At 62.2% G+C, this 25,398-nt stretch carries 23 protein-coding genes and 2 pseudogenes; 19 read left to right on the top strand and 6 right to left on the bottom strand.

What is annotated here, in order from left to right; all coding sequences use genetic code 11:
* Nucleotides 1-89 precede the first annotated feature (89 nt).
* Both HX898_RS09615 and HX898_RS09610 read left to right on the top strand, forming a co-directional pair.
* Nucleotides 90-968, top strand: a complete 879-nt coding sequence (locus HX898_RS09615; protein ID WP_017958720.1) for a GNAT family N-acetyltransferase — start codon at nt 90-92, stop codon at nt 966-968.
* Between the two features lie 183 nt (nt 969-1,151).
* A complete protein-coding gene (locus HX898_RS09610) occupies nt 1,152-1,784 on the top strand; it encodes a VOC family protein (RefSeq protein ID WP_171599827.1) in 633 nt (210 codons plus the stop codon).
* Between the two features lie 31 nt (nt 1,785-1,815).
* Here HX898_RS09610 and HX898_RS09605 read toward each other — a convergent pair whose 3' ends face one another.
* From HX898_RS09605 to HX898_RS09595, 3 genes are all read right to left on the bottom strand, one after another.
* Nucleotides 1,816-2,205, bottom strand: a complete 390-nt coding sequence (locus HX898_RS09605) for a type II toxin-antitoxin system VapC family toxin (RefSeq protein ID WP_138332305.1) — start codon at nt 2,203-2,205, stop codon at nt 1,816-1,818.
* Nucleotides 2,202-2,444, bottom strand: coding sequence for a type II toxin-antitoxin system prevent-host-death family antitoxin (locus HX898_RS09600; RefSeq protein WP_062943825.1), 243 nt, complete (start codon nt 2,442-2,444; stop codon nt 2,202-2,204). The genes HX898_RS09605 and HX898_RS09600 overlap by 4 nt, the downstream gene beginning before the upstream one ends.
* Nucleotides 2,445-2,663: 219 nt before the next feature.
* Nucleotides 2,664-4,946 (bottom strand): NADP-dependent malic enzyme, encoded by a 2,283-nt coding sequence (locus HX898_RS09595; RefSeq protein WP_180194536.1) that lies wholly within the window; start codon nt 4,944-4,946, stop codon nt 2,664-2,666.
* A 113-nt stretch (nt 4,947-5,059) separates the two neighbouring features.
* On the opposite strand from HX898_RS09595, the pseudogene mutS reads away from it, so the two are divergent.
* The 4 genes and pseudogenes from mutS to murJ all read left to right on the top strand — a co-directional run bounded on the left by mutS (nt 5,060) and on the right by murJ (nt 12,752).
* Nucleotides 5,060-7,791, top strand: a pseudogene (gene mutS, locus HX898_RS09590) (DNA mismatch repair protein MutS).
* A gap of 12 nt (nt 7,792-7,803) precedes the next feature.
* Nucleotides 7,804-8,079 (top strand): hypothetical protein, encoded by a 276-nt coding sequence (locus HX898_RS09585; RefSeq protein WP_003544896.1) that lies wholly within the window; start codon nt 7,804-7,806, stop codon nt 8,077-8,079.
* A 133-nt stretch (nt 8,080-8,212) separates the two neighbouring features.
* Nucleotides 8,213-11,119: a [protein-PII] uridylyltransferase gene (locus HX898_RS09580; protein ID WP_180194535.1), complete on the top strand. Its 2,907-nt coding sequence runs from the start codon at nt 8,213-8,215 to the stop codon at nt 11,117-11,119.
* Between the two features lie 52 nt (nt 11,120-11,171).
* Nucleotides 11,172-12,752: a murein biosynthesis integral membrane protein MurJ gene (gene murJ, locus HX898_RS09575; protein WP_180194534.1), complete on the top strand. Its 1,581-nt coding sequence runs from the start codon at nt 11,172-11,174 to the stop codon at nt 12,750-12,752.
* A gap of 27 nt (nt 12,753-12,779) precedes the next feature.
* Here the strand turns inward: murJ and HX898_RS09570 are convergent, their stop codons facing one another.
* Together HX898_RS09570 and HX898_RS09565 are read right to left on the bottom strand one after the other, a co-directional pair.
* Nucleotides 12,780-13,184, bottom strand: coding sequence for a nuclear transport factor 2 family protein (locus HX898_RS09570; protein ID WP_138332300.1), 405 nt, complete (start codon nt 13,182-13,184; stop codon nt 12,780-12,782).
* 48 nt (nt 13,185-13,232) lie between these two features.
* Entirely contained in the window at nt 13,233-14,273 is a 1,041-nt protein-coding gene (locus HX898_RS09565; protein WP_180194533.1) for an aldehyde reductase, read from the bottom strand.
* Nucleotides 14,274-14,381: 108 nt separating this feature from the next.
* Here HX898_RS09565 and HX898_RS09560 point away from each other — a divergent pair, with 108 nt between their 5' ends.
* Nucleotides 14,382-14,975, top strand: a complete 594-nt coding sequence (locus tag HX898_RS09560) for a TetR/AcrR family transcriptional regulator (protein ID WP_246697178.1) — start codon at nt 14,382-14,384, stop codon at nt 14,973-14,975.
* An 82-nt stretch (nt 14,976-15,057) separates the two neighbouring features.
* Here HX898_RS09560 and HX898_RS09555 read toward each other — a convergent pair.
* A pseudogene (locus HX898_RS09555) lies at nt 15,058-15,485 on the bottom strand (D-Ala-D-Ala carboxypeptidase family metallohydrolase).
* 187 nt (nt 15,486-15,672) lie between these two features.
* On the opposite strand from HX898_RS09555, the gene HX898_RS09550 reads away from it, so the two are divergent.
* The 12 genes from HX898_RS09550 (at nt 15,673) to HX898_RS09495 (ending at nt 25,383) form a co-directional block, all read left to right on the top strand.
* Nucleotides 15,673-16,071 carry a VOC family protein gene (locus HX898_RS09550; RefSeq protein WP_180194531.1) on the top strand — a complete coding sequence of 133 codons (399 nt, stop codon included), beginning with the start codon at nt 15,673-15,675 and terminating at the stop codon, nt 16,069-16,071.
* A gap of 130 nt (nt 16,072-16,201) precedes the next feature.
* On the top strand, nt 16,202-17,266 hold the full coding sequence (gene trpS, locus HX898_RS09545; RefSeq protein ID WP_017995867.1) for a tryptophan--tRNA ligase: 1,065 nt from the start codon (nt 16,202-16,204) through the stop codon (nt 17,264-17,266).
* A 128-nt stretch (nt 17,267-17,394) separates the two neighbouring features.
* Nucleotides 17,395-17,886, top strand: a complete 492-nt coding sequence (locus tag HX898_RS09540; RefSeq protein WP_003544884.1) for a universal stress protein — start codon at nt 17,395-17,397, stop codon at nt 17,884-17,886.
* 162 nt (nt 17,887-18,048) lie between these two features.
* Nucleotides 18,049-18,615 (top strand): NifU family protein, encoded by a 567-nt coding sequence (locus HX898_RS09535; RefSeq protein ID WP_012755783.1) that lies wholly within the window; start codon nt 18,049-18,051, stop codon nt 18,613-18,615.
* Between the two features lie 88 nt (nt 18,616-18,703).
* Nucleotides 18,704-19,366: a tRNA (adenosine(37)-N6)-threonylcarbamoyltransferase complex dimerization subunit type 1 TsaB gene (gene tsaB, locus HX898_RS09530; RefSeq protein WP_138332296.1), complete on the top strand. Its 663-nt coding sequence runs from the start codon at nt 18,704-18,706 to the stop codon at nt 19,364-19,366.
* Nucleotides 19,363-19,863: an N-acetyltransferase gene (locus HX898_RS09525; RefSeq protein ID WP_003556053.1), complete on the top strand. Its 501-nt coding sequence runs from the start codon at nt 19,363-19,365 to the stop codon at nt 19,861-19,863. Before tsaB ends, HX898_RS09525 begins: the two co-directional genes overlap by 4 nt.
* An 82-nt stretch (nt 19,864-19,945) precedes the next feature.
* The gene (locus HX898_RS09520; protein WP_003544875.1) at nt 19,946-20,374 is read left to right on the top strand and encodes a Fur family transcriptional regulator; all 429 of its coding nucleotides are present in this window, start codon (nt 19,946-19,948) and stop codon (nt 20,372-20,374) included.
* 27 nt (nt 20,375-20,401) lie between these two features.
* Nucleotides 20,402-21,199 carry a 1-acyl-sn-glycerol-3-phosphate acyltransferase gene (locus HX898_RS09515; RefSeq protein WP_138332295.1) on the top strand — a complete coding sequence of 266 codons (798 nt, stop codon included), beginning with the start codon at nt 20,402-20,404 and terminating at the stop codon, nt 21,197-21,199.
* Nucleotides 21,200-21,248: 49 nt separating this feature from the next.
* Nucleotides 21,249-22,670: a tRNA (N6-isopentenyl adenosine(37)-C2)-methylthiotransferase MiaB gene (miaB, locus tag HX898_RS09510; protein WP_138388347.1), complete on the top strand. Its 1,422-nt coding sequence runs from the start codon at nt 21,249-21,251 to the stop codon at nt 22,668-22,670.
* Between the two features lie 18 nt (nt 22,671-22,688).
* A complete protein-coding gene (locus HX898_RS09505) occupies nt 22,689-23,738 on the top strand; it encodes a PhoH family protein (RefSeq protein ID WP_003544862.1) in 1,050 nt (349 codons plus the stop codon).
* Nucleotides 23,738-24,253 (top strand): rRNA maturation RNase YbeY, encoded by a 516-nt coding sequence (gene ybeY / locus HX898_RS09500; RefSeq protein ID WP_180194530.1) that lies wholly within the window; start codon nt 23,738-23,740, stop codon nt 24,251-24,253. The genes HX898_RS09505 and ybeY overlap by 1 nt, the downstream gene beginning before the upstream one ends.
* The gene (locus HX898_RS09495; RefSeq protein WP_138332292.1) at nt 24,250-25,383 is read left to right on the top strand and encodes a hemolysin family protein; all 1,134 of its coding nucleotides are present in this window, start codon (nt 24,250-24,252) and stop codon (nt 25,381-25,383) included. Before ybeY ends, HX898_RS09495 begins: the two co-directional genes overlap by 4 nt.
* Nucleotides 25,384-25,398: the final 15 nt, after the last annotated feature.

Here is a 25,398-nt window from a genome sequence, read left to right as displayed (position 1 = left end):
GCTTCTTGCGCCTGGAAATTCAAAATGTCACTTTCCTGTCGTAGAGAAGTGTTTTATGGCGTCGATAAGCCGGCAACGGGAGAATCGTCATGTCCGCCATCGACATCCTGAATCGTGACACCACGGCGGAGGCTGCACGGCCCTCGACGGCTGCCGTGCAGAAGGACGGCGATATCCTCGGCCGCATCGGCAATCTGGAGACCCGCCTTGCCCGCACGGCACGCGAGATCGATGCCGCCCAGGCCGTGCGCTACCGCGTCTTCGTCGACGAAATGAAGGCGCAGCTGCCGCTGGACGCCATGCGCCGGCAGCGCGATGTCGACGCCTATGACGCCGTCTGCGATCATCTTCTCGTTCTCGACCGCTCGATCGAGGGCGACCCGGAAGACCAGATCGTCGGCACCTATCGTCTGCTGCGTCAGGATGTCGCTATCGCCAATGGCGGTTTTTACTCGGCTTCCGAATTCGAAATCGAGGGCCTCATCGCCAAACATCCGGACAAGCGTTTCATGGAGCTCGGCCGCTCCTGCGTGCTGCCGGAATACCGCACCAAGCGCACCGTCGAGCTCTTGTGGCAGGGCAACTGGGCCTACGCGCTGAAGCACGGCGTCAGCGCCATGTTCGGCTGCGCCTCTTTCCCTGGCGTCTACCTCGAAAGCCACGCGCTGGCGCTGTCCTTCCTCTACCACAATGTGCTGGCGAAGAACGAATGGGCCGTCGGCGCCCTGCCGCATCTGGCCCGCAACATGGACCTGATGCCGGTCGAAGCCATCAACCCGAAGCGGGCGCTGATGGCCCTGCCGCCGCTGATCAAGGGCTATCTGCGCCTCGGTGCGATGGTCGGCTCCCACGCGGTCGTCGATCATGCCTTCAACACGACCGACGTGCTGATCGTGCTGCCGATCTCCAGCATTTCGGACCGTTATCTGAATTATTACGGCGCCGACGCCGGCCGCTTCGCGAGCTAAACGCCGAGGATCGTCGGCAATTCAAAGTGTTGCAGCGTCCTTTTGCGCGTCTGAAAAAACGCGCGGCGCTGTAAGGCTTGACGATCCCCCGCCATCCCTTCATCCTGACATCGCGTTTTCCGTGGGGCGCATCGGCATTGTGCCGGCTGGGCTATGCCCGCCCACACATCTCAACCATGCGCCATGTCGAATTTCGAAAACCTCCGCAAGAGAGCCAAGCTCTATAAACGTTGGCATCAGAACAGGTATCATCCTGTCGCCGCCGAAATCCGGCGGTGGCTCCCCCGTTACAGCGGCCTGAACGATCGGCAGATTCTCGACTGCGCGTTCAAGCTCGCCGATGCGCAGGAGCTCGTTGCGGCAAAGGAAGGTTTCGAAAGCTGGACGGCGCTGAAACAGGGACTGACCTTGATGAACACGCCTCAACAATCGAAAGCTTCGACACCGACATTCATCGACGCGCAACCGCAACTCTTCGTCCGGGATATCGGCAGCTCCTGCGATTTCTATATCGGCAAGCTCGGCTTTGAGCTTGCCTTCACCTATGGCGAGCCCGCCTTCTATGCTCAGGTCTTCCGGGGTGCGGCGCGGCTCAATCTTCGCTCAGTCGACATGCCTTTTCTCCATCCGGATTTCCGGCTTCATGAGGAAGACGCGCTTTCGGCGACCATCACGCTTGACGACGCCAAAGCACTGTTCCTGGAATATGCGAGAGCTGAAGTTCCGCTCCATCAGGGCTTGAGAATCGAGCCATGGGGTGCCCAGACCTTCATTGTTCGCGACCTCGACGGCAACCTGATCGCCTTCGCCAGCTAGCGCCGCGCCTTCCGGCCGGACTGGACGGGCGCTAACGGAAGAGCCGGATCGAACCGGGATAGAGCGCGACGGTCTCATCCGTCGTCAGCAGTTGGATGCCTTCGACGATCGACTGTGCGACGAGGATCCGATCGAAGGGGTCGGCGTGGATCGCCGGCAACCGATCCACCGCCAGCGTATGCATGACGGTGATCGGCAATTCGCTATAATCGTTGTCGATGAGGGCACGGTAGAAGAGCGGCGGATCGAGATTGAAATCGTCGCGGCCGACGGCGTGCTTGGCGCTGAGTTCGCCAAAGCTTGCGGGACTGAAGAACAGCTGGTTGAGCGGATCGGCGACCAGCTCCCTTGCCACGGCCGGCAGTTTCGGCGAATCCTCCGCAAGCCAGATCAGCAGCAGCGTGTCGAGAAGGAGCTTCATCGCGGCTCTGAAAACCTTGCGACGTCCTGCAGATCCATGCTGTCGAAATCATCCGGCACGGAGATCCGCCCCTTCAGGAAACCGACACGCCGGATCTGCTGCGCACCGCCGGCATCGAGCGGCACCACCTTGACCAGCGGCTTGCCGGCCTTGGCGATCACGAAGACCTCACCGTTCGCCGCGTTTTCGACGAGCCGCGACAGATGAGTCTTTGCCTCATGGATGTTGATGATTCGCATCTCGCTTCGGCATCCATAAACTTAGTTCAATCAACTTAGTTTATGGATGCCGATTTCGCAAGAAACAATAAGGACGCTGAATCACTTCATTATCAGCAGTTTAGCCTAAACCGCCGCTTATGAGAAGCCGGGTAAGGATAATCCACAAAAACCGGTGCCCGGCCGACGCACGGTCGGCCGGGCACAAAATGCCGTTTCAAAATGTCGCCCCGGAGGAGTTTACGAACCGCCGTAGGCGGCGATCGCCGCCATGTTGACGATGTCGCTGTCCTTGGCGCCCATCGAAGTGATCTGCACCGGCTTGTCGAGGCCGACGAGGATCGGGCCGATCACCGTGGAGCCGCCGAGTTCCTGCAGCATCTTGGTCGAGATCGAGGCCGAGTGGAAAGCCGGCATGACGAGGACGTTGGCCGGCCCGGAGAGGCGGCAGAAGGGATATTGCTCCATCACCTTGCGGTTCAGAGCGACGTCGGCGGCCATCTCGCCGTCATATTCGAAATCGACGCGGCGCTTGTCGAGGATCTTTACCGCCTCGCGCACCCGCTCGGAGCGTTCGCCCGAAGGATGGCCGAAGGTGGAATAGGCCAGCATGGCGACACGCGGCGGATAACCCATGCGCCGCGCGAGACCGGCAGCTTCCTCAGCGATATCGGCAAGTTGCTCGGCCGTCGGCATGTCGTGCACCGCGGTATCGGCAACGAAGACCGTGCGGCCGCGGCAGAGCGCCAGCGACACGCCGATGACGCGGTGGCCTGGCTTCTCGTCGATGCAGCGGCGCACATCTTCGAGCGCCGTCGAATAGTTTCGGGTGATGCCCGTCACCATGCCGTCGGCGTCGCCGAGCGCCACCATGGTGGCGGCGAAGTGGTTGCGGTCGTTATGGATCAGCCGCTGGGCGTCGCGGTGGAGATAACCGTGCCGCTGCAGCCGGGCATAGAGATAGTCGATATAGGCCTCGACCCGGGTCGAAAGCCGGGCATTGACGATTTCGAGGCCCGGCCGGTTGAGATCGATGCCGGCACGTTCCGCCGTCGCCCGGATCAGGTCCTCGCGGCCGAGCAGGATGGCGGTGCCGAGCTGCTGGTTGGCGTAGGACATCGCCGCACGCAGGACCTGTTCTTCCTCGGCCTCGGCAAAGACGATGCGCTTCGGACGGCGGCGGACGCGCTCGTAAAGGCTGGCGAGCGTCGAGGCGATCGGATCGCGGCGCGCCGAAAGCTCGCGGGCATAACCGGCCATGTCGGTGATGACCTTGCGGGCGACGCCGCTTTCGATCGCGGCTTGCGCGACCGCGACCGGGATCGCCGAGATCAGCCTGGGATCGAAGGGAACGGGGATGATGTATTGCGAGCCGAAACGCGGCCGGTTGCCCTGATAGGCGGCAACCACGTCATCCGGCACGTCCTCGCGGGCAAGGTTTGCCAGCGCCTTGACGGCGGCAATCTTCATCGCGTCGTTGATTGTGGAGGCTCGCACATCGAGAGCGCCGCGGAAGATATAGGGAAAGCCGAGGACGTTGTTGACCTGGTTCGGATAGTCCGAGCGACCGGTCGCCATAATGGCGTCGTCGCGGATGCGGGCCACCTCTTCCGGCGTGATCTCGGGATCGGGATTGGCCATGGCGAAGATGATCGGCCGCTCCGCCATCGAGCGGATCATCTTGGCCGAAAACGCGCCCTGCTGCGACAGGCCAAAAACGACGTCCGCGCCTTTCATCGCCTCTTCCAGCGTTCGCGTGTCGGTCTTTGCCGCATGCGCCGATTTCCACTGGTTCATGCCCTCGGTGCGGCCCTGGTAGATGACGCCCTTGGTATCGCAGAGGATGACGTTCTCAGGCGCAAAACCCATCGCCTTGATGAGTTCGACGCAGGCGATCGCCGCAGCACCCGCGCCGTTGCAGACGAGCTTCGTCGTCTTCAGGTCGCGGCCGGTCAGCTCCAGCGCGTTGATCAGGCCGGCGGCGGCGATGATCGCCGTTCCATGCTGGTCGTCATGGAACACCGGAATGTCCATCAGCTCGCGCAACCGGCTTTCGATGACGAAACAATCCGGCGCCTTGATGTCCTCGAGGTTGATGCCGCCGAAGGAAGGACCGAGGAAGCGCACGCAATTGATGAACTCGTCGACATTTTCCGTATCGATCTCGAGGTCGATGGAATCGACATCGGCAAAGCGCTTGAATAGCACCGCCTTGCCTTCCATGACGGGCTTGGACGCCAGCGCGCCGAGATTGCCGAGGCCGAGGATCGCCGTGCCGTTGGAAATGACGGCAACCATATTGCCGCGCGCCGTATAATCATAGGCCGTCTGCGGATCGGCGGCGATCGCCTTGACGGGCACGGCAACACCCGGCGAATAGGCAAGCGAGAGGTCGCGTTGCGTCGCCATCGGCTTGGTCGGGTTGATTTCCAGCTTGCCGGGCCGGCCCATTGCGTGAAAATCGAGCGCCTCCTGGTCGGTAACCGAGGTCACCGGCCGGTCCTTCTTATCGATATCGGGCATAAATCCTCCAACGTCCTGTGGGCGACGCTTTGCTCTTCCTCAAATGCTGTTGTCATCTATAGCGGCGCGCGGATAGGGTTGGCACCTGTTTTTTTGGGAAAAACTCCACCTCCGTGAACGCACGAATAGACACAGGGAATGAAGCCTTTTCGGCTGCCGAGCTCGCCACGGCGGAAAGCCGTGCCTCGGCGACGCCGATGATGGAGCAATTTATCGAGATCAAGGCGAACAATCCGGGTTCGCTTCTGTTCTATCGCATGGGCGATTTCTACGAGCTGTTCTTCGAGGATGCGCTGGAAGCCTCACGCGCGCTCGGCATCACGCTGACCAAGCGCGGCCAGCATATGGGCCAGGATATCCCGATGTGCGGCGTTCCGGTGCATGCGGCCGACGATTATCTGCAGAAGTTGATTTCACTCGGCTTCCGCGTTGCCGTCTGCGAGCAGATCGAAGATCCGGCCGAAGCGAAGAAACGCGGCGCGAAATCCGTCGTCAAGCGTGACGTCGTCCGCCTCGTCACTCCAGGCACGATCACCGAGGAAAAGCTGCTTTCGCCCTCGGAATCCAACTATCTGATGGCGCTGACCCGCATTCGCGCCAGCGGCGAGGCCTTGCTGGCGCTTGCCTGGATCGATATTTCCACCGGCGTCTTCCGGCTTGCCGAGACCGAAGCCTCGCGGCTGCTTGCCGATATCCTGCGCATCGATCCGCGCGAGCTTATCCTGCCCGACACGATCTTCCACGATCCCGAACTCAAACCGGTCTTCGACGTGCTCGGCCGCACTGCCGTGCCGCAGCCTTCCGTGCTCTTCGACAGCGCCAGCGCCGAAGGCCGGATCGCCCGGTATTTCGGCGTCGCGACGCTCGACGGCTTCGGCACCTTCTCACGCGCCGAGCTGGCGGGGGGGGGCGGCCCCCCGCCGTCGCCTATGTCGAGAAGACGCAGATTGCCGAGCGGCCGCCGCTTGGAAAGCCGGAACGGGAAAGTGCAGCCTCGACGCTGTTCATCGATCCCGCCACCCGCGCCAATCTCGAACTTGCCCGCACGCTTTCCGGCGATCGCAATGGTTCGCTCTTGAAGGCGATCGACCGCACCGTCACCGGCGGCGGCGCCAGGCTCCTTGCCGAGCGGCTGATGTCGCCGCTGACCGACCCCGCCCGCATCAATGCGCGGCTCGATTCGATCGGCTTCCTGATCGACGAACCCCTGCTCTGCGGCAATCTGCGCGACACGCTGAAACATGTGCCCGACATGCCGCGCGCCCTGTCGCGCCTGGCGCTCGACCGCGGCGGCCCGCGCGATCTCTGGGCGATTCGCCAGGGCCTTGAAGCGGCCGGCGGAGTTGCGGCCATGCTCAGCAAGGCGATGCTGCCCGAAGAGCTCGGCCAGGCGCTGTCAGGGCTGCAGGCCCTTCCCGCGGCCCTGGAAAAGCTGCTTGCCGACACGCTTGCCGACGAATTGCCGCTGTTGAAACGCGATGGCGGCTTCCTGCGCGACGGCGCCAACGCCGAGCTCGACGAGGTCCGGGCACTGCGCGACCAGTCGCGTCGCGTCATCGCCGGCCTGCAATTGCAATATGCCGAGGAGACCGGCATCCGGTCGCTGAAGATCAAGCACAATAACGTCCTCGGTTATTTCATCGAAGTGACCGCCGGCAATGCCTCGCCGATGACGGAGACCGCGGACGCGAAGGCCCGCTTCATCCACCGCCAGACGATGGCGAACGCCATGCGCTTCACCACGACCGAACTTGCCGACCTCGAAAGCCGCATCGCCAATGCCGCCGACCAGGCGCTGACCATCGAACTCGAAGCCTTCGACAGGATGACGGCCGCCGTCGTTGCGCAAGCCGAGGCGATCAAGTCGGGCGCCCGGGCGCTCGCGGTCATCGACGTCGCCGCAGGCCTGGCGCTTCTCGCCGAGGAGCAGGCCTATTGCCGCCCGCAGGTCGACGGTTCGAAGATGTTTGCCATCGAGGGCGGACGCCATCCGGTCGTCGAGCAGGCGCTGCGGCGGCAGGCGGGCGGCCCCTTCGTCGCCAATCATTGCGATCTCTCGCCGAGGACCGGCGACCGGGACGGCGCGATCTGGCTGCTGACCGGCCCGAACATGGGCGGCAAGTCGACCTTCCTGCGCCAGAACGCGCTGATATCAATCCTGGCGCAGATGGGCTCCTTCGTGCCGGCGACATCGGCCCATATCGGCATCGTCGACCGGCTTTTCTCGCGCGTGGGCGCCTCAGACGACCTGGCGCGCGGGCGCTCGACCTTCATGGTCGAGATGGTGGAAACGGCGGCGATCCTCAACCAGGCAAGCGACCGTTCCCTCGTCATCCTCGACGAGATCGGTCGCGGCACCGCCACGTTCGACGGTCTATCGATCGCCTGGGCCGCCGTCGAGCACCTGCATGAGGCCAATCGCTGCCGCGGCCTCTTCGCCACGCATTTCCACGAGCTGACCGTGCTTTCGGAAAAGCTTGGCCGGCTGTCGAACGCGACGATGCGCGTCAAGGAATGGGACGGCGACGTCATTTTCCTGCACGAGGTCGGGCCGGGTGCGGCGGACCGCTCCTACGGCATCCAGGTCGCGCGCCTTGCCGGGCTTCCGGCCTCGGTCGTGGCGCGCGCCCGCGACGTGCTCACCCGCCTGGAAGATGCCGACCGCAAGAACCCGGCGAGCCAGCTGATCGACGACCTGCCGCTTTTCCAGGTGGCGGTGCGCCGCGAGGAAACCGCCCGCGGGGCCTCCAAGGTCGAGGAGGCGCTGAAGGCGATGAGCCTTGACGACATGACGCCGCGCGAGGCAATGGATGCGCTTTACGACCTCAAGAAAAAGCTGAAATAGGAGCGGCGTGCCATGTTCATGGAAAAACTGGTTCGCGAAACCGAGCGCCTCTCGCTCATCTGTTCCATGCTCGACACGATGCGGCGCGCCGATAAGGACCGCAATGCCCGCGGCTGGACTTCGCCGATCGGCATGCTGAAAATCACCCGCTGCTGCGCTGTGATCTCGGAACTCGGAACCTCGATCGCCAAGGCCGGCTATCGCGAATGCGACAGGCAGGCGCTCGAGGAGATCATGCGCGAGACACGGCAGGTGCTGCATTTGCTGAATGCGCGGGCCGCCGGCTGAGGATTCCGGGAAAGCCGGCGCCTTGCGTCAAGCGCTCTCGTCTCATGCGGCGAACCAACACCATTTCGCCAAATTTAAAGGTTCTTGCAGTATGAAAGCCCGTGTCAATCGCCGGGCAAAGGGGCTATAGCGCATGCAGACGAAACAAGCGGCAGGCCGTGAACCGGCAGTCCGGCATGAACAGGAAACCGCCCCGGCGACAGCGATGCGCGACCTCGATTTCTCCAATATCCTCGACGTCGAGCTCTTGCAGAAGCAGTGTGACGCCGTTGCCGAGGCCAACCGGAACCGGCCAGACGTCCTGCGCGCCGATCTTCTGGCGGTGCTGAAGAAGGCGAGCACCGAAGGCCGGCAGAAGGCGCGCGAGGCACTGATGGCCGACGGCGGCGGGCTCAATTGCGCCTACCGGATTTCCTGGCTGCAGGACCAGATCACCACCGTCCTCTACAATTTCGCCACCGCCCATATCTTTCCGCAGCAGAAGGACAAGTTCGCGGTCACCGCCGTCGGCGGCTACGGCCGCGACACGCTGGCGCCGGGCTCGGATATCGACCTGCTGTTCCTCTTCCTGCCGAGGCCGGCGGAAGAGACGCACAAGGCGGTCGAATTCATGCTCTACGTGCTCTGGGATATGGGCTTCAAGGTCGGTCACGCCACCCGCACGGTGGAGGAATGCATTGCGCTTTCCAAGTCCGACATGACGATCCGCACCGCCATCCTGGAGATGCGCTATATCTGCGGCCTGCAGCGGCTGGAGACCGAGCTCGAGACCCGCTTCGACAAGGAGATCGTCACCGGCACCGGTCCCGAATTCATCGCCGCCAAGCTTGCCGAGCGCGACGAGCGCCACCGCAAGGCGGGCGACACGCGTTATCTCGTCGAACCGAACGTCAAGGAAGGCAAGGGCGGGCTTCGCGACCTGCATACGCTGTTCTGGATCTCGAAATATTATTATCACGTGCGCGACCAGGCGGAGCTGGTCAAGCTCGGCGTGCTCTCCAAGCACGAATACCGCCTGCTCGAGAAAGCCGACGATTTTCTCTGGGCAGTGCGCTGCCATATGCACTTCCTGACCGGCAAGGCCGAGGAGCGCCTGTCCTTCGATATCCAGCGCGAGATCGCCGAAGCCTTCGGCTATCACACCCGCCCGGGCCTTTCGGCCGTCGAGCGCTTCATGAAGCACTATTTCCTTGTCGCGAAGGATGTCGGCGATCTCACGCGCATCCTCTGTGCCGCACTTGAAGACCAGCAGGCGAAGTCGATCCCCGGCCTCACCGGCGTCATCAGCCGCTTCACCCATCGCAACCGCAAGATCGCCGGCAGCGTCGAATTCGTTGAAGACCGCGGCCGCATTGCGCTGGCCGACCCTGACGTCTTCAAGCGTGATCCGGTCAACATCATCCGGCTCTTCCACGTCGCCGACATCAACGGGCTGGAATTCCATCCGGACGCGCTGAAACGCGTTACCCGTTCCCTTGCCTTGATCGATAACAGCCTGCGGGAAAACGACGAGGCCAACCGGCTGTTCATGTCGATCCTGACGTCGAAGCGGGATCCGGCGCTCATCCTGCGCCGGATGAACGAGGCCGGCGTGCTCGGCCGCTTCATCCCCGAATTCGGCAAGATCGTCGCGATGATGCAGTTCAACATGTACCACCACTATACGGTCGACGAACATCTGATCCGCACCGTCGACATTCTCTCCGAGATCGACAAGGGCCGCGCCGAGGATCTGCATCCGCTCGCCAACAAGCTGATGCCCGGCATCGAGGACCGCGAGGCGCTTTATGTCGCCGTTCTCCTCCACGACATCGCCAAAGGCCGCCAGGAGGATCATTCGATCGCCGGCGCCCGCGTCGCCCGCAAGCTCTGCGCCCGCTTCGGCCTGTCGCAGAAGCAGACGGAAATCGTCGTCTGGCTGATCGAAGAACATCTGACCATGTCGATGGTGGCGCAGACCCGCGACCTCACCGACCGCAAGACGATCACCGATTTCGCCGACCGCGTGCAGTCGCTGGACCGGCTGAAGATGCTGTTGATCCTGACGATCTGCGATATCCGCGCCGTCGGTCCGGGTGTGTGGAACGGCTGGAAGGGCCAGCTTCTGCGCACGCTCTATTACGAAACCGAGCTGCTGCTTGCCGGCGGCTTTTCGGAGGTCTCCCGCAAGGAGCGGGCCAATGCCGCCGCCGAGGCGCTGCATTCAGCACTCGCCGACTGGAGCCAGAAGGACCGCAATACCTATACCAAGCTGCACTACCAGCCCTACCTGCTCTCCGTGCCGCTGGAAGACCAGATCCGCCACGCTGATTTCATCCGCCAGGCGGATAAGGCGGGCCAGGCGCTCGCCACCACGGTGCGCACCGACAGTTTCCACGCAATCACCGAGATCACCGTGCTGTCGCCCGACCATCCGCGGCTGCTCGCCGTCATTGCCGGTGCCTGTGCTGCGGCCGGGGCCAACATCGTCGACGCGCAGATCTTCACGACATCGGACGGGCGGGCACTCGACACCATCCATGTCAGCCGCGAATTCACCGACGATGCCGACGAACTGCGCCGGGCCGCGACGATCGGCCGGATGATCGAGGACGTGCTGTCCGGCCGCAAGCGCCTGCCCGAGGTCATCGCCACGCGCGCGCGCAACCGCAAGAAGAGCAAGGCCTTCGTCATTCCGCCGTCGGTCAACATCACCAACAGCCTGTCGAACAAGTTCACGGTTATCGAAGTCGAATGCCTCGACCGGCCGGGGCTGCTGTCGGAGATCACCGCCGTCCTTTCCGATCTGTCGCTCGACATCCAGTCGGCCCGGATCACCACTTTCGGCGAGAAGGTGATCGACACCTTCTACGTTACCGATCTGGTCGGCCAGAAAATATCAGGCGACAGCAAGCGCGCCAACATCACCGCCCGGATGAAGGCCGTCATGGCCGAGGAAGAAGACGAGCTGCGCGAGCGTATGCCCTCCGGCATCATCGCACCGGCCGCCACCGCCCGAACCCCGCCCGCCAGCGAAAAGAAGGCCGGTTCCCCCACATGAGCTTGAACGCATGAGTCCCCACGCATGAGCCCAAACGCATGAGCCCAAACGCATGAGCCTCGTCAAGAAATTCGCGACCGTCGGCGGCGCCACCCTCGGCAGCCGCATCTTCGGCTTCGCCCGCGAAACGCTGATGGCTGCGGCCCTCGGCACCGGACCGATGGCCGACGTCTTCTACGCCGCCTTCCGCTTTCCGAATCTCTTCCGCCGGCTATTCGCCGAGGGCGCCTTCAACGCCGCCTTCGTGCCGCTCTTTGCCAAGGAGATCGAGGCGAACGGTACGGACGGCGCCAAGCGCTTTTCGGAAGAAGTCTTCGGCGTGCTGTTTTCGGTGCTGCTGCTCATCACCATCGTGATGGAGCTTGCCATGCCGCTCTTGGTGCGCTTCGTCATCGCGCCGGGCTTTGCCGACGATCCCGAAAAATTCTCAATCACCATCCGCATGGCGGCCGTGATGTTTCCCTATCTGATGTGCATGTCGCTGACGGCGATGATGAGCGGCATGCTGAATTCGCTGCATCATTTCTTCGCCGCCGCCATCGCGCCCGTCTTCCTCAACGTGGTGATGATCGGGGCGCTGTTTTATGCGCTTTACACCGGCGCCGATCCCCTGGCGACCGCCTGGTATCTCTCCTGGGGCGTTCTTGCCGCCGGCGTCCTGCAACTCGCCGTCGTCTATGTCGGCGTGCTTGCGGCCGGCATGAGCATCGGCTTCCGTTTCCCGAAGATGACGCCGAATGTCAAGCGGCTGCTGATCCTGGCGGTGCCGGCTGCGGTGACCGGCGGCATCACCCAGATCAACCAGCTGATCGGCCAGGCGATTGCGTCGTCGCGCGACGGGGCGATCGCAGCACTGCAATATGCCGACCGCATCTATCAGCTGCCGCTCGGCGTCGTCGGCGTCGCCGTCGGCGTGGTGCTTCTGCCGGAACTTGCCCGGGCGCTGAAGGGCGGCAACCTGCGCGAGGCCGGAAACCTGCAGAACCGCTCGATCGAATTCGTGCTGTTCCTGACGATCCCCGCCGCCTTCGCGCTCTGGATCCTCTCTGACGAGATCATCCGCGTGCTCTACGAGCGCGGCGCCTTCCATCACGAAAACACCGCCGTCGTCGGCTCGATCCTGGCGATTTACGGCATCGGCCTGCCGGCCTTTGTGCTGATCAAGGCGCTGCAGCCCGGTTTCTATGCCCGCGAGGACACCAAGACGCCGATGCGTTTTTCGGCCATTGCGGTTGCGACCAACTGCGCCACGGCGCTGACGCTCTTCCCCTATATGGGCGCGCCCGGCATCGCGGTTGCCGAAGCCACCGCCGGCTGGATCAGCACCGTGCTGCTGTTTGCCACGCTTTTGCGCCGTGGCCACCTGACATGGGAATGGGCGCTGGCAAAGCGCACCGCCCTGCTGATCGTCGCCGCGGCCGTCATGGGTGCGGCCATCGTCTTCCTCAAGCAATATTGGGCGCCGTGGCTTGCTTCCGGCGCGCCGCTTCTCACCAAGATCGGCACCCTCGGGCTGCTGATTGCAATCGCCATGCTGATCTATTTCGCCGCCGCCTTCCTGGTCGGCGGGGCAAATCTCGGCATGATCCGACGCAATCTGAACCGCAAGCCGGCGCCGGCAAAGGACGGGTGAGGCCGGTCGTAACCACCGTGACGCTGGCTACTTTATGGCTGTGGCTTGCGACCAGACAACCATCCATCGTTCGTCATGCCGCTCATAAGTGTCAGTGTGCCAGTAATCGTTGAGAGCGACTTTGTGGCCACCGAAGACAACCTCCAGCTGAGCACGATACCGAAGAACGGCGACCCCGTCATAAAGGCGCACGGCAATGTCAGCGGGCCGCCAGATCAGGTATTTGATCTGCCCGGAGGCGATCGCACCGAGATATTCTTCCTTTGAAAGCGTAGCACCGATTGGCGTTATCAGCTGGAAGTCCGGAGCGTGAAGCTGTTGTGCCCGAACAATATCGGCGTTGACCAGGGCACGCAGCCTCGCGCGCTCCGTTTCGCGAAGAAGGTTGGCCTTACTGGCCGGCGAGGATGCGTCGACGGTCGGGATTGTCATGTCCGTTCTCCAATTGAAAGCAAAAGCTATTTGAATCTACGCATCGTGCTAGGCCGGCACCAATCCCAAGTCGATGAGGCTTTGGGCGCTGGCACGGATGCATTCCTCTTCTGGGCGTGAGCTCCACCCGAGGACGCAGTGGGCTTTTGCCGCACTGACGCTGAGATCGCGATTGAGCTCATGAACAATGGTTCGCGCATTGGGGTCGGATTGCGCCATGACCCTAACGATCTCATCAGGGACTTCCCCGGACGGCAGGCGGGAGGCATGGTCGGGAAAGGAATGGGCAAGAATGGCCACAAGGTCCTTGAGCCAGAAAAACCGTCCACCGATGATGAACCGTTGGCCGCCGGCAGCAGGATTGGTCATCGCTCGAATGTGGGCATCGGCGGTATCGCGCACATCCACGACGGAGAAGCCAAAGCGCGGGATACCGTTGAATCGTCCCGTCCTCAAATGGTGGATCAATCCAACAGACGTCCCGAAATTCGGCCCGAGCAACGGCCCGAGGATCGTGCTTGGATTGATCACGGCCAGATCGAGCCCGACTTCATGAGCAAAGGCCCAGGCGGCCTGCTCAGTCAGCGTCTTGGATTTGTAATAGGGCGTCGCCCGCGGGCTTTCCGGGTCGGTCCAATTCTCTTCGGTAAAGGGCGCCTGCCCGTCGCCATGGTTGGTGGCAGCTATAGAGGATGTCAGAACCACACGTTTGACCCGTGCCCGATGCGCCTCGCGAAGCACGCGCAACGCACCATCGCGGGCTGTCTGGATCAGTGCATTCTCATTTTCAGGATATCCCGGAGGGAAAGGCGATGCGGTGTGAATGACATAGTCGCATCCTTCGACAGCCGCAGCCCAACCGCCATCGCTATCAAGATCGGCCTGCACCAGACTGAGGTTTTGCAGTTGCCCGTCAGTGTGCGCTCCAAGCAGACCGACCGTCGCAGCGCTTGTACCGATGCTGCGCAGGCTTCCTCTGACCCGATACCCCTGCTTGAGCAACTGCAAGGCAATGTGGCCTGCGAGAAATCCGCCAATGCCGGTCACCAATACGATGGCGCCATTAGAATTATCTGACGTGATACTCATGGGTATCTCCTGACTGCGCACCGATGCGCCTTCATCGACTTAGACAACTATACATTATTTGTCTACTCGTCTTTTGACAGAATGATCACAAAATGCCAGTCTGTCCAAATGATGCAGAATGATCGGAAAATCACCCAAATCCTGGATGCTGCCCTGCCGGTGTTCGTGCGTTTCGGCTTTCGAAAAACTTCCATGGCCGACATTGCGCGCGCCGCAGGAATTTCGCGAGCATCGCTCTATCTGAGCTTCAACAGCAAGGAAGAGCTTTTCCGAGCCGGTTCCATGCGAGCGCATATTCGCGCGCTGGATGAGGTGGGAGCGGCCCTGGCAGGACAGGGGAACACCTTTGACCGCATGGAAAAGGCCATAGCGGTGTTTCAGCGGGAGTTAATCGCCCCTTTTGGCGGCAGTTCCGATGCAGAAGAACTGTTTGCCGCCAATATGGCCTTGGCTGCGGATATCACGCTCGACGCGCGGACACGGCTATCGACGATGCTGACACAGACGCTGAATGCCGCCGCGGCAACCAGGGAAATTGATCTCGAACCGCTGCAGGCCTCGCCTGTTCAACTGGCCAGTATCATGATGGCTGCAATGGATGGGATCAAACACGCGCAATGGAATGGTTCCAGCCTCGATGACGATACAAAACTATTCATGCGTCTCCTGCGGGTGGCGGTGACGCCGCGGAGCGGCCAATAGAGGTGGTCGCGGTAGGTCTTTTCGCCGCCACTGAATCGGCGATCCTTAAACCGGAATGGGAAAAGGCGGACCGGATGATTCCTCAGCAATCCACCCATCGTCGCTGCGGTCCGACGTCGACATGGATGATGCCGTTGCAATAGCTGCCGATGCCGCCGATGCCCGGCGCGCTTCTTGCGGCAGCAATGATCGTGCGCTCCGACAGGCCGGGCATCCTGATATCGGCGCCAGACATTTCCCATGCAGGGACCCATGGCGGCGGGGATGCGGCCTGTGGCCCGAGGTTATCACAGGGCGTCGGCCGGTCTTCGCAGCAATATGCGACAGGATCGCTCGCAGGCGCCCCGGAAAGCAGCTGGCACGAACGCTGACGGTCTGGACCGTGTAGGCGAGACGTGCCTGATGTTTTGCAAGATGAACGGCATGCCTTTTCATGTCTTGACCGACGGCACCCGTTGCTGATTGAAAGGCGAAAAGGCCTGCCATGGCGAGCAAAATTGCGTTCTGCATGGTCGCTCCGATCGGCTATCCCAGCGACCCCAACGGCGCCGGCACCAGGCGCAGGATTTTCGGTTCAAAAAAAGCTTTTTTGTGAAATTTTATACTCAATTATGAGTAAGGCGGTTGATCAATTCGGCTTAAAATCCGGGAATTGCCGCCCAAAACTGGAATAAACATCTCAAACGCGAGGCAACCCATGACGATCCAGTCTCTTTTCCTCGTCACCCTCGTGGTCGACGACTACGACCGCGCCAAGGCTTTTTATTGCGATGGCCTCGGTTTCGATTGCCTTCAGGACGAGTTGCAGCCGGAGGGCAAGCGCTGGGTGGTGGTGAAGCCGAGGGGTGGGGATGGAGCCGCCTTTCTGCTGGCGCAGGCGGCAGACGAGACGCAGCGCGCGGCCATCGGCAATCAGACCGGCGGGCGTGTCGGCTTCTTTCTGAAGACCGACGATTTCGCCCGCGACCATGGCGCGATGCTGGCAGCCGGCGTGCGTTTTCTGGAAGAGCCGCGTCACGAGGTTTACGGCACGGTGGCGGTGTTTGCGGATCCCTACGGCAACACTTTCGATCTGATCCAGCACACGGCCGCCTGAACCCCTTGATTGCGACCGGTTGCCCGTGCATAAGCCGCGGCGTTAACAACATGGGCGAAAAGCCCTGCTGCATTCTGCAGCAATTTAAACTGTGACAGCGTGGGCCCTCCACCAGCCTATTGAGGACGACATGAGCGAATTCAAGAAACTCGTATTCTCCGGTGTGCAGCCGACCGGCAATCTGCATCTCGGCAATTATCTCGGCGCGATCCGCCGGTTTGTGGCGCTGCAGGAAGGCAATGACTGCATCTACTGCGTCGTCGACATGCACGCGCTCACCGCCCAACTCGTGCATGAGGACATGCCGAGCCAGACGCGCTCGATCGCCGCCGCCTTCATCGCCGCCGGCATCGATCCGGAAAAGCATATCGTCTTCAATCAGTCGGCCGTGCCGCAGCATGCCGAACTCGCCTGGATCTTCAACTGCGTCGCCCGCATCGGCTGGATGAACCGGATGACCCAGTTCAAGGACAAGGCCGGCAAGGACCGCGAGCAGGCCTCGCTCGGGCTCTATGCCTATCCGAGCCTGATGGCCGCCGACATTCTCGTCTATCGCGCGACCCATGTGCCTGTTGGTGAGGACCAGAAGCAGCATCTGGAGCTTGCCCGCGACATCGCGATGAAGTTCAACCTCGACTATGCCGAGCATATCAGCAGGACCGGTTACGGCGTCGACATCACCGTCGGCAACGAGCCGGTGCATGCCTATTTCCCGATGGTCGAGCCGCTGATCGGCGGGCCGGCGCCGCGCGTCATGTCGCTGCGCGACGGCACCAAGAAAATGTCGAAGTCGGACCCCTCCGATCTCTCGCGCATCAACCTGATGGACGATGAGGACGCGATCTCGAAGAAGATCCGCAAGGCCAAGACCGATCCGGACGGCTTGCCGAGCGAGATCGACGGGTTGCAGGGCCGTCCGGAAGCCGACAATCTGGTGGCGATCTATGCCGCACTCGCCGACAAATCGAAGGCGGACGTGCTTGCCGAATTCGGCGGCCAGCAATTCTCCGTCTTCAAGCCGGCGCTGGTCGACCTGGCAATCAACGTGCTGGCGCCGATCACCGGCGAAATGCGCCGGCTGATGGACGATACCAGCCATATCGACGCTATCCTGCGCAAGGGCGGCGAACGCGCAAGGGCCCGCGCCGAGGTGACGATGCAACAAGTGCGCGACGTCATCGGCTTCCTCTATTGAGATAGATCTCCCCTTTTTCCCGCCAGGGGAGAAGGGGACTTCCCCTGGGGAGAAGGGGATTTCTTCTCGGGCATCAGGGCAAAAACTGGGCTTGCAAATTTTCCGCTTCGGGTGTCAGAGTCCGCGCCATGGTATCGAAGCGACTCTCACGGCTCGAAGGTCACCGCCGCAAATTCATGGCGGTAATCGACGGTACACCCGAATGCCAACGCGCCGTTCATTATGCCGGCCGGCGCGCGAAGAATTCCAATGGCGGGCTGGTTCTGCTCTACGTGATCCCGGATGGGGATTTCCAGCAATGGCTCGGCGTCGAAGAAATCATGCGGGCCGAAGCGCGTGAGGAGGCCGAGGCGGTGGTTGCCAAGATCGCCCAGATCGTGCGCGAGACCATCGGCATCGAGCCTGAGGTCGTCATCCGCGAGGGCGGTGCTGCCGAACAGATCAACGCCGTGATCGAGGAAGACCGCGATGTGGCGATCCTGGTTCTGGCCGCCGGTTCGGCAAAGGAAGGTCCAGGGCCGCTGGTCTCCTCGGTCGCCGGTCGCGCGGCGGCGTTTCCGATACCGGTCACCGTGCTGCCGGATACGTTGACCAACGAGGAAATCGATGCTCTCTGCTAGAGCATGATGCCGAAAACTGTGAGCGGTTTTCGGACGACATCATGCTCTAACTGTAGCATTTCTTGAGTACAAGTCTCTTGATTAGAGCCGTCAATCGGCTTATCTTCTTTTGAAGAATTCTAAAGACGGCCGAGACCATGGGCCGGCCGCATGGAGAACCAGATGTTCATTCAGACCGAAGCCACGCCGAACCCCGCCACGCAGAAGTTCCTGCCGGGCAAGGTGGTGATGGAAAACGGCACGGCCGAGTTCCGCAGCACTGAGGAGGCTCAAGCCTCGCCGCTCGCTGCCCGCCTGTTCGAAATATCAGGCGTTACCGGCGTCTATTTCGGCTATGATTTCATTTCCGTCTCCAAGGATAATGCCGACTGGCAGCATCTTAAGCCGGCTATATTAGGCTCGATCATGGAGCATTTCATGTCCGGCAAGCCGGTCATGGGCGATGCCTCCATCCTTTCCGAAGACGCCGATGCCGGCGACGAATTCTTCGACGAAGGCGATGAATCGATCGTGCTGACCATCAAGGAGCTTCTGGAGACCCGCGTGCGCCCGGCTGTTGCCCAGGACGGCGGCGACATCACCTTCCGCGGCTTCAAGGATGGCAAGGTCTATCTGAACATGAAGGGTTCCTGCGCCGGCTGCCCGTCTTCGACGGCAACGCTGAAGCACGGCGTCCAGAACCTGCTGCGCCATTTCGTTCCGGAAGTGCAGGAAGTGATTGCCGCTTAAAAATCCTGAATTCGTCCCGCCGTTCATCTCAGGTTCGGCCGAACGGATTTATCGATAGGCGACACTGGTTTATTCGGAAATTGATGGCATGATCATTCTGGCGCTCGACACGGCGGGTGTGGACTGCGCTGCCGCTGTCTATGACAGCGGCAGGGATACGGTGCTGGGGGAGGCATCGGACATGATCGGCAAGGGGCATGCTGAACATCTGATTGGTATCGTCGATCGCGCGCTCGATCAGGCGGGAGTGGCCCTTTCGGATATCGACCGCCTTGCCGTCACCATCGGTCCCGGCTCCTTTACCGGTATCCGCGTCGGCGTTGCCGCAGCCCGCGGTTTCGCGCTTTCCCTCAATGTGCCGGCCGTCGGCGTCACCACGCTCGAAGTCATGGCATCAGCCCAGCGCGACAAGACGCCTCATCGCGCCGTGCTGGCGGCGATGGATGCCAAGCGGGACGAAATCTACCTCCAATCCTTCGCGGCCGACGGTTCGCCCCTCGACGCGCCACGGGCAGTCGGCGTTGCGGAAGCGCAGGCATATGCTGCCGGCTTCGACGGCGAGATTATCGGTTCGGCGACGCCCCTCCTCAAGGCCGACGCCGGCGACGATCACACCAACAGATTCCCGATCTCCGTCGTGGCGCGCCTGGGCGCTGCCGCCTCCCCCGATGCCGGAAAGCCGAAGCCCCTTTATCTGCGCGGACCCGATGCCAAGCCGCAGGCCGGGTACGCGATTGCGCGACGAGTATGACGATGCTGGAAGCCTATCTGACGCTGAAACCGGAATTCGAGATCATCGCCATGGAGCGCGAGGATTGCCGCGATGTCGCCGTCCTGCACGGCGAGCGGTTCGCCCGGCCCTGGGGCGACGGTGAATTTCACGGCCTGCTGATGCAGGATACCGTCTTCGGCTTCGTCGCGCGCCAGACCAATGCCATCCTGAAAAAGCCGCTTCCGGGGTTCATCCTCGCCCGCCATGTCGCCGGCGAGGCGGAGATCCTGACCATTGCCGTGCAGGCGAAGGTCGCCCGTGCCGGGCTTGGCTGGCGGCTGATGCAGGCGGCGATGCGGGAAGCGCGGTCGCGCGGCGGCGAGAGCATGTTTCTCGAGGTCGACAACGGCAATACGGCAGCGCTTGGCCTCTACCGCAAGCTCGGCTTCGAAAAGGTCGGCGAACGTCAGGGTTACTACAAACAAGAAAACGGCGCCCTCTCCACGGCGCTTGTCATGAAGCGCGTTCTTCGGTAGTTCCCTGGCAGCGAGATAACATGCAGGCCGGCGCAAATGCCGTGCGGCGTTGTCGAAACACGAATATCTCTATAGGCCGGCGATGACTGATGTAGCCAAGACCCTTGAGGAGCTTTGCACCGAACGCGGCATGCGCATGACCGAGCAGCGCCGCGTGATCGCGCGCATCCTGGAAGACTCGGAAGATCATCCCGACGTCGAAGAACTCTACCGCCGCTCGGTGAAAGTCGATGCGAAGATCTCGATCTCGACCGTCTATCGCACCGTGAAACTGTTCGAGGATGCCGGCATTATCGCCCGCCACGACTTCCGCGACGGGCGCTCGCGCTACGAAACGGTGCCGGAAGAACATCACGACCATCTCATCGACCTGAAGACCGGCACGGTCATCGAATTCCGCTCGCCGGAGATCGAGGCGCTGCAGGAGCGCATCGCCCGCGAGCACGGCTTCCGACTGGTCGACCACCGGCTGGAGCTCTATGGCGTTCCGCTGAAGAAAGAAGATCTCTGACGCAATGGCAGCCCGGGAGACCAGCATTTGATCGCCTGGTTGCGCATCGCCTTCGCCGCGGTCGTCATCCTTGCCGTCAGCATCGTATTCATGCCGCTGCAGGTGCTGGCGTTGCGTTTCGACTGGCGGCTGCGGCGCCGGCTTCCGCGCGTCTGGCACCGGATCGTCTGCTATTGTCTCGGCATCCGCGTCCGCGTCATGGGCAAGCTCGAAGACCGCCGGCCGCTGATGCTCTGCTCCAACCATTCCTCCTGGCTTGACATCATGGTGCTGTCGGCCGTTGCCGACGTCGCCTTCATCGCCAAGATCGAGGTCAGCGACTGGCCGATCTTCGGCACGCTTGCCAAGCTGCAGAAGAGCGTCTTCGTCGTGCGCGAGGAGCGGCGCAAGACCGGTCACCAGGCAAACGAGATCGCCGGGCGCATGGCAGACGGCGAGATCGTCGTGCTCTTCCCGGAAGGGACGACCTCGGACGGCAACCGGTTGCTCGAGGTCAAGTCCTCGCTGTTCGGCGCCGCGGCGATGGCGGTGCCTTATTCGCCGACGGGAACCGTCGTGGTGCAGCCGGTGGCGGTTGCCTATACCAGGGTGCACGGCATCGCCATGGGGCGCTATCACCGGCCGCTCGCCGCCTGGCCGGGTGATATCGAGCTGCTGCCGCACCTCCTCGACATCGTGCGCTGCGGCGCCATCGACGCCGAGGTTTCCTTCGGCGAGGCGGTCGATTATCGCGCCAAGACCAGCCGCAAGGAGGTGAGCGCGACAATCGCCTTGCGCATCCGCAACCTCCTGAACAGCCGCTTGCGCGGGCGAGAAATCTCCTGAAACAAGATTTCGATTTTCTCCGGCGGCAAAAACCACTAAATAGCGCGCCATGACACAGGACAGCGCCCTTCTCCAGGCCCCGGCGGCAATTCCCAGCGAGAGCCTCCGCGACGGCAGCAACAGCCGCAAGGTCTTCATCAAGACCTACGGCTGTCAGATGAACGTCTACGATTCCATGCGTATGAGCGATGCGCTCGCCCGCGACGGCTATGAGCCGACGGAAGATATGGAAGAGGCGGACCTCGTTCTCCTCAACACCTGCCATATCCGCGAGAAGGCGGCCGAGAAGGTCTATTCGGCGCTCGGGCGGCTGCGCGATATGAAAAAGAAGAAGGCGGCGGACGGACGGGAGATGATGATCGGCGTTGCCGGCTGCGTCGCCCAGGCCGAAGGCGAGGAGATCCTGCGCCGCGCGCCCGCCGTCGACGTCGTCATCGGCCCGCAGACCTATCATCGCCTGCCGGAGGCGCTACGCCTGGCCAAACAAGGCCAGCGCGTCGTCGACACCGAATATGCGATCGAGGACAAGTTCGAGCATCTGCCGATCGCCGAGAGCCGGAGGATCCGCGCCCGCGGCGTCACCGCCTTCCTGACGGTGCAGGAAGGCTGCGACAAATTCTGCACCTTCTGCGTCGTGCCCTATACACGCGGCTCGGAAGTGTCGCGGCCGGTTTCCCAGATCGTCGAGGAAGCCGAAAAGCTCGCCGACAGCGGGGTGCGCGAGATCACCCTGCTCGGGCAGAACGTCAACGCCTGGCACGGCGCCGGGAGCCATGGCGAGGCATGGAGCCTCGGCGACCTGCTCTACCGGCTGGCCGAGATCCCCGGCCTTGCGCGGCTGCGCTATACCACAAGCCATCCGCGCGACATGGACGACCGGCTGATCAATGCCCATCGCGACCTCAGCGCACTGATGCCCTATCTGCACCTGCCGGTACAATCGGGCTCGGACCGCATCCTGAAAGCGATGAACCGGCGCCACACGGCGGCCGAATATCTGGCGCTGATCGAGCGCATCCGCACGGTGCGGCCCGACATTGCGCTGTCGGGCGATTTCATCACCGGCTTTCCGGGGGAGACAGATGAGGATTTTAAGGATACATTGAGACTTGTGGAGGAGGTCCGTTATGCACAGGCCTTCTCGTTCAAATACTCGACACGGCCGGGCACGCCCGGCGCGGAGCTGAAGGACCAGGTGCCGGAAGAGATCAAGGCAGAACGGCTGGAACGCCTGCAAATGCTTCTTCTGAAGCAGCAGCAGGAATTTGCCGAATCCTGCATCGGCAAAGAGATCGACCTGTTGCTCGAAAAGCCCGGTCGCATGCCGGAACAACTAATCGGACGTTCTCCCTGGCTTCAATCAGTGAATGTTGATGCAAAAGCATCGCAAATCGGTGACATTATTAAAGTGCGAATCACAGGGACCGGAACAAACAGCCTGTTTGCCGAACGCGCAGAGGCTGCGGTCTAACCCAAGGAGCCCGACCGCTTGAACGGACAAGAATTGGTTTCTTCTTCACCGCGCCACCCCCGCACGCCGAGCGATACCAATCACTTCGTCCTGACGTTCGAGAACAACCGGTTCGCCAGCGAGCTCTTTGGTCAATTCGACCAAAACCTCAAGCTGCTCGAGCAACGGCTGAATATCGATGCGCGGGCACGCGGCAATTCGGTCGTCATCACCGGCGATATCGTGACCACCAATCAGGCGCGGCGCACGCTCGACTATCTCTATGAAAAACTTCAGAAAGGCGGCAGCGTGGAACGATCCGACGTCGAGGGTGCAATCCGCATGGCGGTCGCCGCCGACGATCAGCTCAGCCTGCCGACCATGGAGCGCAAGGCCAAGCTGACGATGGCGCAGGTTTCCACCCGCAAGAAGACGATCATCGCACGCACGCCAACCCAGGACGCCTATATCAGGGCGCTGGAACGCGCCGAGCTTGTCTTCGGCGTTGGCCCGGCCGGCACCGGCAAGACCTATCTCGCCGTCGCCCATGCCGCCCAGCTGTTGGAGCGCGGCGCGGTCGAAAAGATCATCCTGTCGCGCCCGGCCGTCGAGGCCGGCGAGCGCCTCGGCTTCCTGCCCGGGGACATGAAGGAAAAGGTCGATCCCTATCTTCGCCCGCTTTATGATGCGCTCTACGACATGATCCCTGCCGACAAGGTCGACCGGGCGATCACTGCCGGCGTCATCGAAATCGCGCCGCTCGCCTTCATGCGCGGCCGCACGCTCGCCAATGCCGCCATCATCCTCGACGAAGCGCAGAACACGACGTCGATGCAGATGAAGATGTTCCTGACGCGTCTCGGCGAAAATGCGCGGATGATCGTCACCGGCGACCCGAGCCAGATCGATCTGCCGCGCGGCGTCAAATCCGGCCTCGTCGAGGCCTTGCAGCTTCTGAACGGCGTCGAAGGCATCTCGATCGTGCGCTTCACGGATACCGACGTCGTCCGCCACCCGCTGGTCGGGCGCATCGTCAGGGCCTATGATTCCACCTATGCCGTCGCCGAAGACGTCAGCCGGCAGGGCTAATGGCCGAACTCGACATCCAGATCAGCGTCGAGGACATCGGCTGGCCCGGCGAGGAGACGCTGCTGTCGTTTTGCGAACGCGTGCTCGGCGCAGCAGTGGTCTATCTCCGCGACAGCGAGAAGCAGCCCTTCCCCGCGATGCCGCCCGAGGTTTCGCTTGTTTTCACCGACGATGCCTCGATCCAGGACATCAATGCGGAATGGCGCGGCAAGGACAAGGCGACCAACGTGCTCTCCTTTCCGGCCTTTCCGGTTCAGCCCGGCAAGATGCCCGGCCCGATGCTCGGCGACATCATCATCGCCCGGGAGACGCTGGAGCGGGAAGCGGGCGAGCTCGAAAAGAGTTTCGACGACCACCTGACCCATCTTCTGGTGCACGGTTTCTTGCATCTTCTCGGCTACGACCATATGAATAGTGCCGAAGCCGAAATTATGGAGGGGCTGGAGACTCGCATTTTGGCCCAGCTCGGCCTATCTGATCCCTACGAGGGTCAAGACCTTAAAATGGAACCATGAGCGACTTTACGACGAAGCCGGCGGCAGACGCCAAGGACTCCGAGCCATCCTCCTCTTCGGACGAGGCAGGCAGTAGTAGTCGGCCATCCGGCCGATCGCAATCCTTCTGGTCGCGCGCCGCGCGCATCCTTCGCCCGCAGCAGGGCTCGCGACTGCGCGAGGATCTCGCCGACGCGCTGATGACCGATGCGGCCGGCGACGACGCCTTTTCGCCCGACGAACGGGCGATGCTCAACAACATCCTGCGCTTTCGCGAAGTCCGCGTCGCCGACGTTATGGTGCCGCGCGCCGATATCGAGGCGGTCGATCAGAACATCACCATCGGCGAACTGATGATCCTCTTCGAGGAATCCGGCCGCTCGCGCATGCCTGTCTATGCCGATACGCTCGACGATCCGCGCGGCATGGTCCATATCCGCGACCTGCTCTCCTATGTCGCCAAGCAGGCGCGCAACAAGCGCCGCGGCCCGACGAAACCGGCCGCTGTCGTGCCGGCGATCGAGGTTGCGCCCGAAAACATCCAGAAGACCACGCGTTCGGCCAAGCAGAATTTCGATCTCGCCCGCGTCGACCTGCAAAAGACGCTGGCCGAGGCCGGTATCATCCGCAAGATCCTGTTCGTGCCGCCGTCAATGCTGGCGTCCGACCTGTTGCGCCGGATGCAGGTGAACCGCACGCAGATGGCGCTCGTCATCGACGAATATGGCGGCACCGACGGGCTTGCCTCGCATGAAGACATCGTCGAAATGGTGGTCGGCGACATCGACGACGAACATGACGACGAAGAGGTGATGTTCAAGCGTGTCGCCGAGGACATGTTCATCGCCGACGCCCGCGTCGAGTTGGAAGAGATCGCCCAAGCGATCGGGCCGGATTTCGACATCAGCGAGCAGGTCGACGAGGTCGATACGCTGGGCGGCCTGATCTTCTCCGCACTCGGCCGCATTCCGGTGCGCGGCGAGGTCGTCCAGGCGTTGCCGGGCTTCGAATTCCACATCCTCGACGCCGACCCGCGCCGCATCAAGCGGCTGCGCATCACCCGCAAGCGCCACGCGATCCGCCGCCGCGCCAAGGCGGATGGCGGCTCCGAGACCGGCGACGATCGGCCGGCGAAATCGACCGCCAACTGACAGGACCCAACTGAC

It is taken from the genome of Rhizobium sp. WYCCWR 11128 (assembly GCF_013416305.1).
Taxonomy (GTDB): domain Bacteria; phylum Pseudomonadota; class Alphaproteobacteria; order Rhizobiales; family Rhizobiaceae; genus Rhizobium; species Rhizobium indicum.
The sequence above is the reverse complement of the archived record's forward strand: the minus strand, read 5'-3'. Positions and strand labels throughout refer to the sequence as shown.

What these genes read in the sequence shown, in the direction of transcription:
- HX898_RS09615 (WP_017958720.1), top strand. Translation starts at nt 90, where the DNA reads ATGTCCGCCATCGACATCCTGAATCGTGACACCACGGCGGAGGCTGCA.
- HX898_RS09610 (WP_171599827.1), top strand. Translation starts at nt 1,152, where the DNA reads ATGTCGAATTTCGAAAACCTCCGCAAGAGAGCCAAGCTCTATAAACGT.
- HX898_RS09605 (WP_138332305.1), bottom strand. Translation starts at nt 2,205, where the DNA reads ATGAAGCTCCTTCTCGACACGCTGCTGCTGATCTGGCTTGCGGAGGAT.
- HX898_RS09600 (WP_062943825.1), bottom strand. Translation starts at nt 2,444, where the DNA reads ATGCGAATCATCAACATCCATGAGGCAAAGACTCATCTGTCGCGGCTC.
- HX898_RS09595 (WP_180194536.1), bottom strand. Translation starts at nt 4,946, where the DNA reads ATGCCCGATATCGATAAGAAGGACCGGCCGGTGACCTCGGTTACCGAC.
- HX898_RS09585 (WP_003544896.1), top strand. Translation starts at nt 7,804, where the DNA reads ATGTTCATGGAAAAACTGGTTCGCGAAACCGAGCGCCTCTCGCTCATC.
- HX898_RS09580 (WP_180194535.1), top strand. Translation starts at nt 8,213, where the DNA reads ATGCAGACGAAACAAGCGGCAGGCCGTGAACCGGCAGTCCGGCATGAA.
- murJ (WP_180194534.1), top strand. Translation starts at nt 11,172, where the DNA reads ATGAGCCTCGTCAAGAAATTCGCGACCGTCGGCGGCGCCACCCTCGGC.
- HX898_RS09570 (WP_138332300.1), bottom strand. Translation starts at nt 13,184, where the DNA reads ATGACAATCCCGACCGTCGACGCATCCTCGCCGGCCAGTAAGGCCAAC.
- HX898_RS09565 (WP_180194533.1), bottom strand. Translation starts at nt 14,273, where the DNA reads ATGAGTATCACGTCAGATAATTCTAATGGCGCCATCGTATTGGTGACC.
- HX898_RS09560 (WP_246697178.1), top strand. Translation starts at nt 14,382, where the DNA reads ATGATGCAGAATGATCGGAAAATCACCCAAATCCTGGATGCTGCCCTG.
- HX898_RS09550 (WP_180194531.1), top strand. Translation starts at nt 15,673, where the DNA reads ATGACGATCCAGTCTCTTTTCCTCGTCACCCTCGTGGTCGACGACTAC.
- trpS (WP_017995867.1), top strand. Translation starts at nt 16,202, where the DNA reads ATGAGCGAATTCAAGAAACTCGTATTCTCCGGTGTGCAGCCGACCGGC.
- HX898_RS09540 (WP_003544884.1), top strand. Translation starts at nt 17,395, where the DNA reads ATGGTATCGAAGCGACTCTCACGGCTCGAAGGTCACCGCCGCAAATTC.
- HX898_RS09535 (WP_012755783.1), top strand. Translation starts at nt 18,049, where the DNA reads ATGTTCATTCAGACCGAAGCCACGCCGAACCCCGCCACGCAGAAGTTC.
- tsaB (WP_138332296.1), top strand. Translation starts at nt 18,704, where the DNA reads ATGATCATTCTGGCGCTCGACACGGCGGGTGTGGACTGCGCTGCCGCT.
- HX898_RS09525 (WP_003556053.1), top strand. Translation starts at nt 19,363, where the DNA reads ATGACGATGCTGGAAGCCTATCTGACGCTGAAACCGGAATTCGAGATC.
- HX898_RS09520 (WP_003544875.1), top strand. Translation starts at nt 19,946, where the DNA reads ATGACTGATGTAGCCAAGACCCTTGAGGAGCTTTGCACCGAACGCGGC.
- miaB (WP_138388347.1), top strand. Translation starts at nt 21,249, where the DNA reads ATGACACAGGACAGCGCCCTTCTCCAGGCCCCGGCGGCAATTCCCAGC.
- ybeY (WP_180194530.1), top strand. Translation starts at nt 23,738, where the DNA reads ATGGCCGAACTCGACATCCAGATCAGCGTCGAGGACATCGGCTGGCCC.
- HX898_RS09495 (WP_138332292.1), top strand. Translation starts at nt 24,250, where the DNA reads ATGAGCGACTTTACGACGAAGCCGGCGGCAGACGCCAAGGACTCCGAG.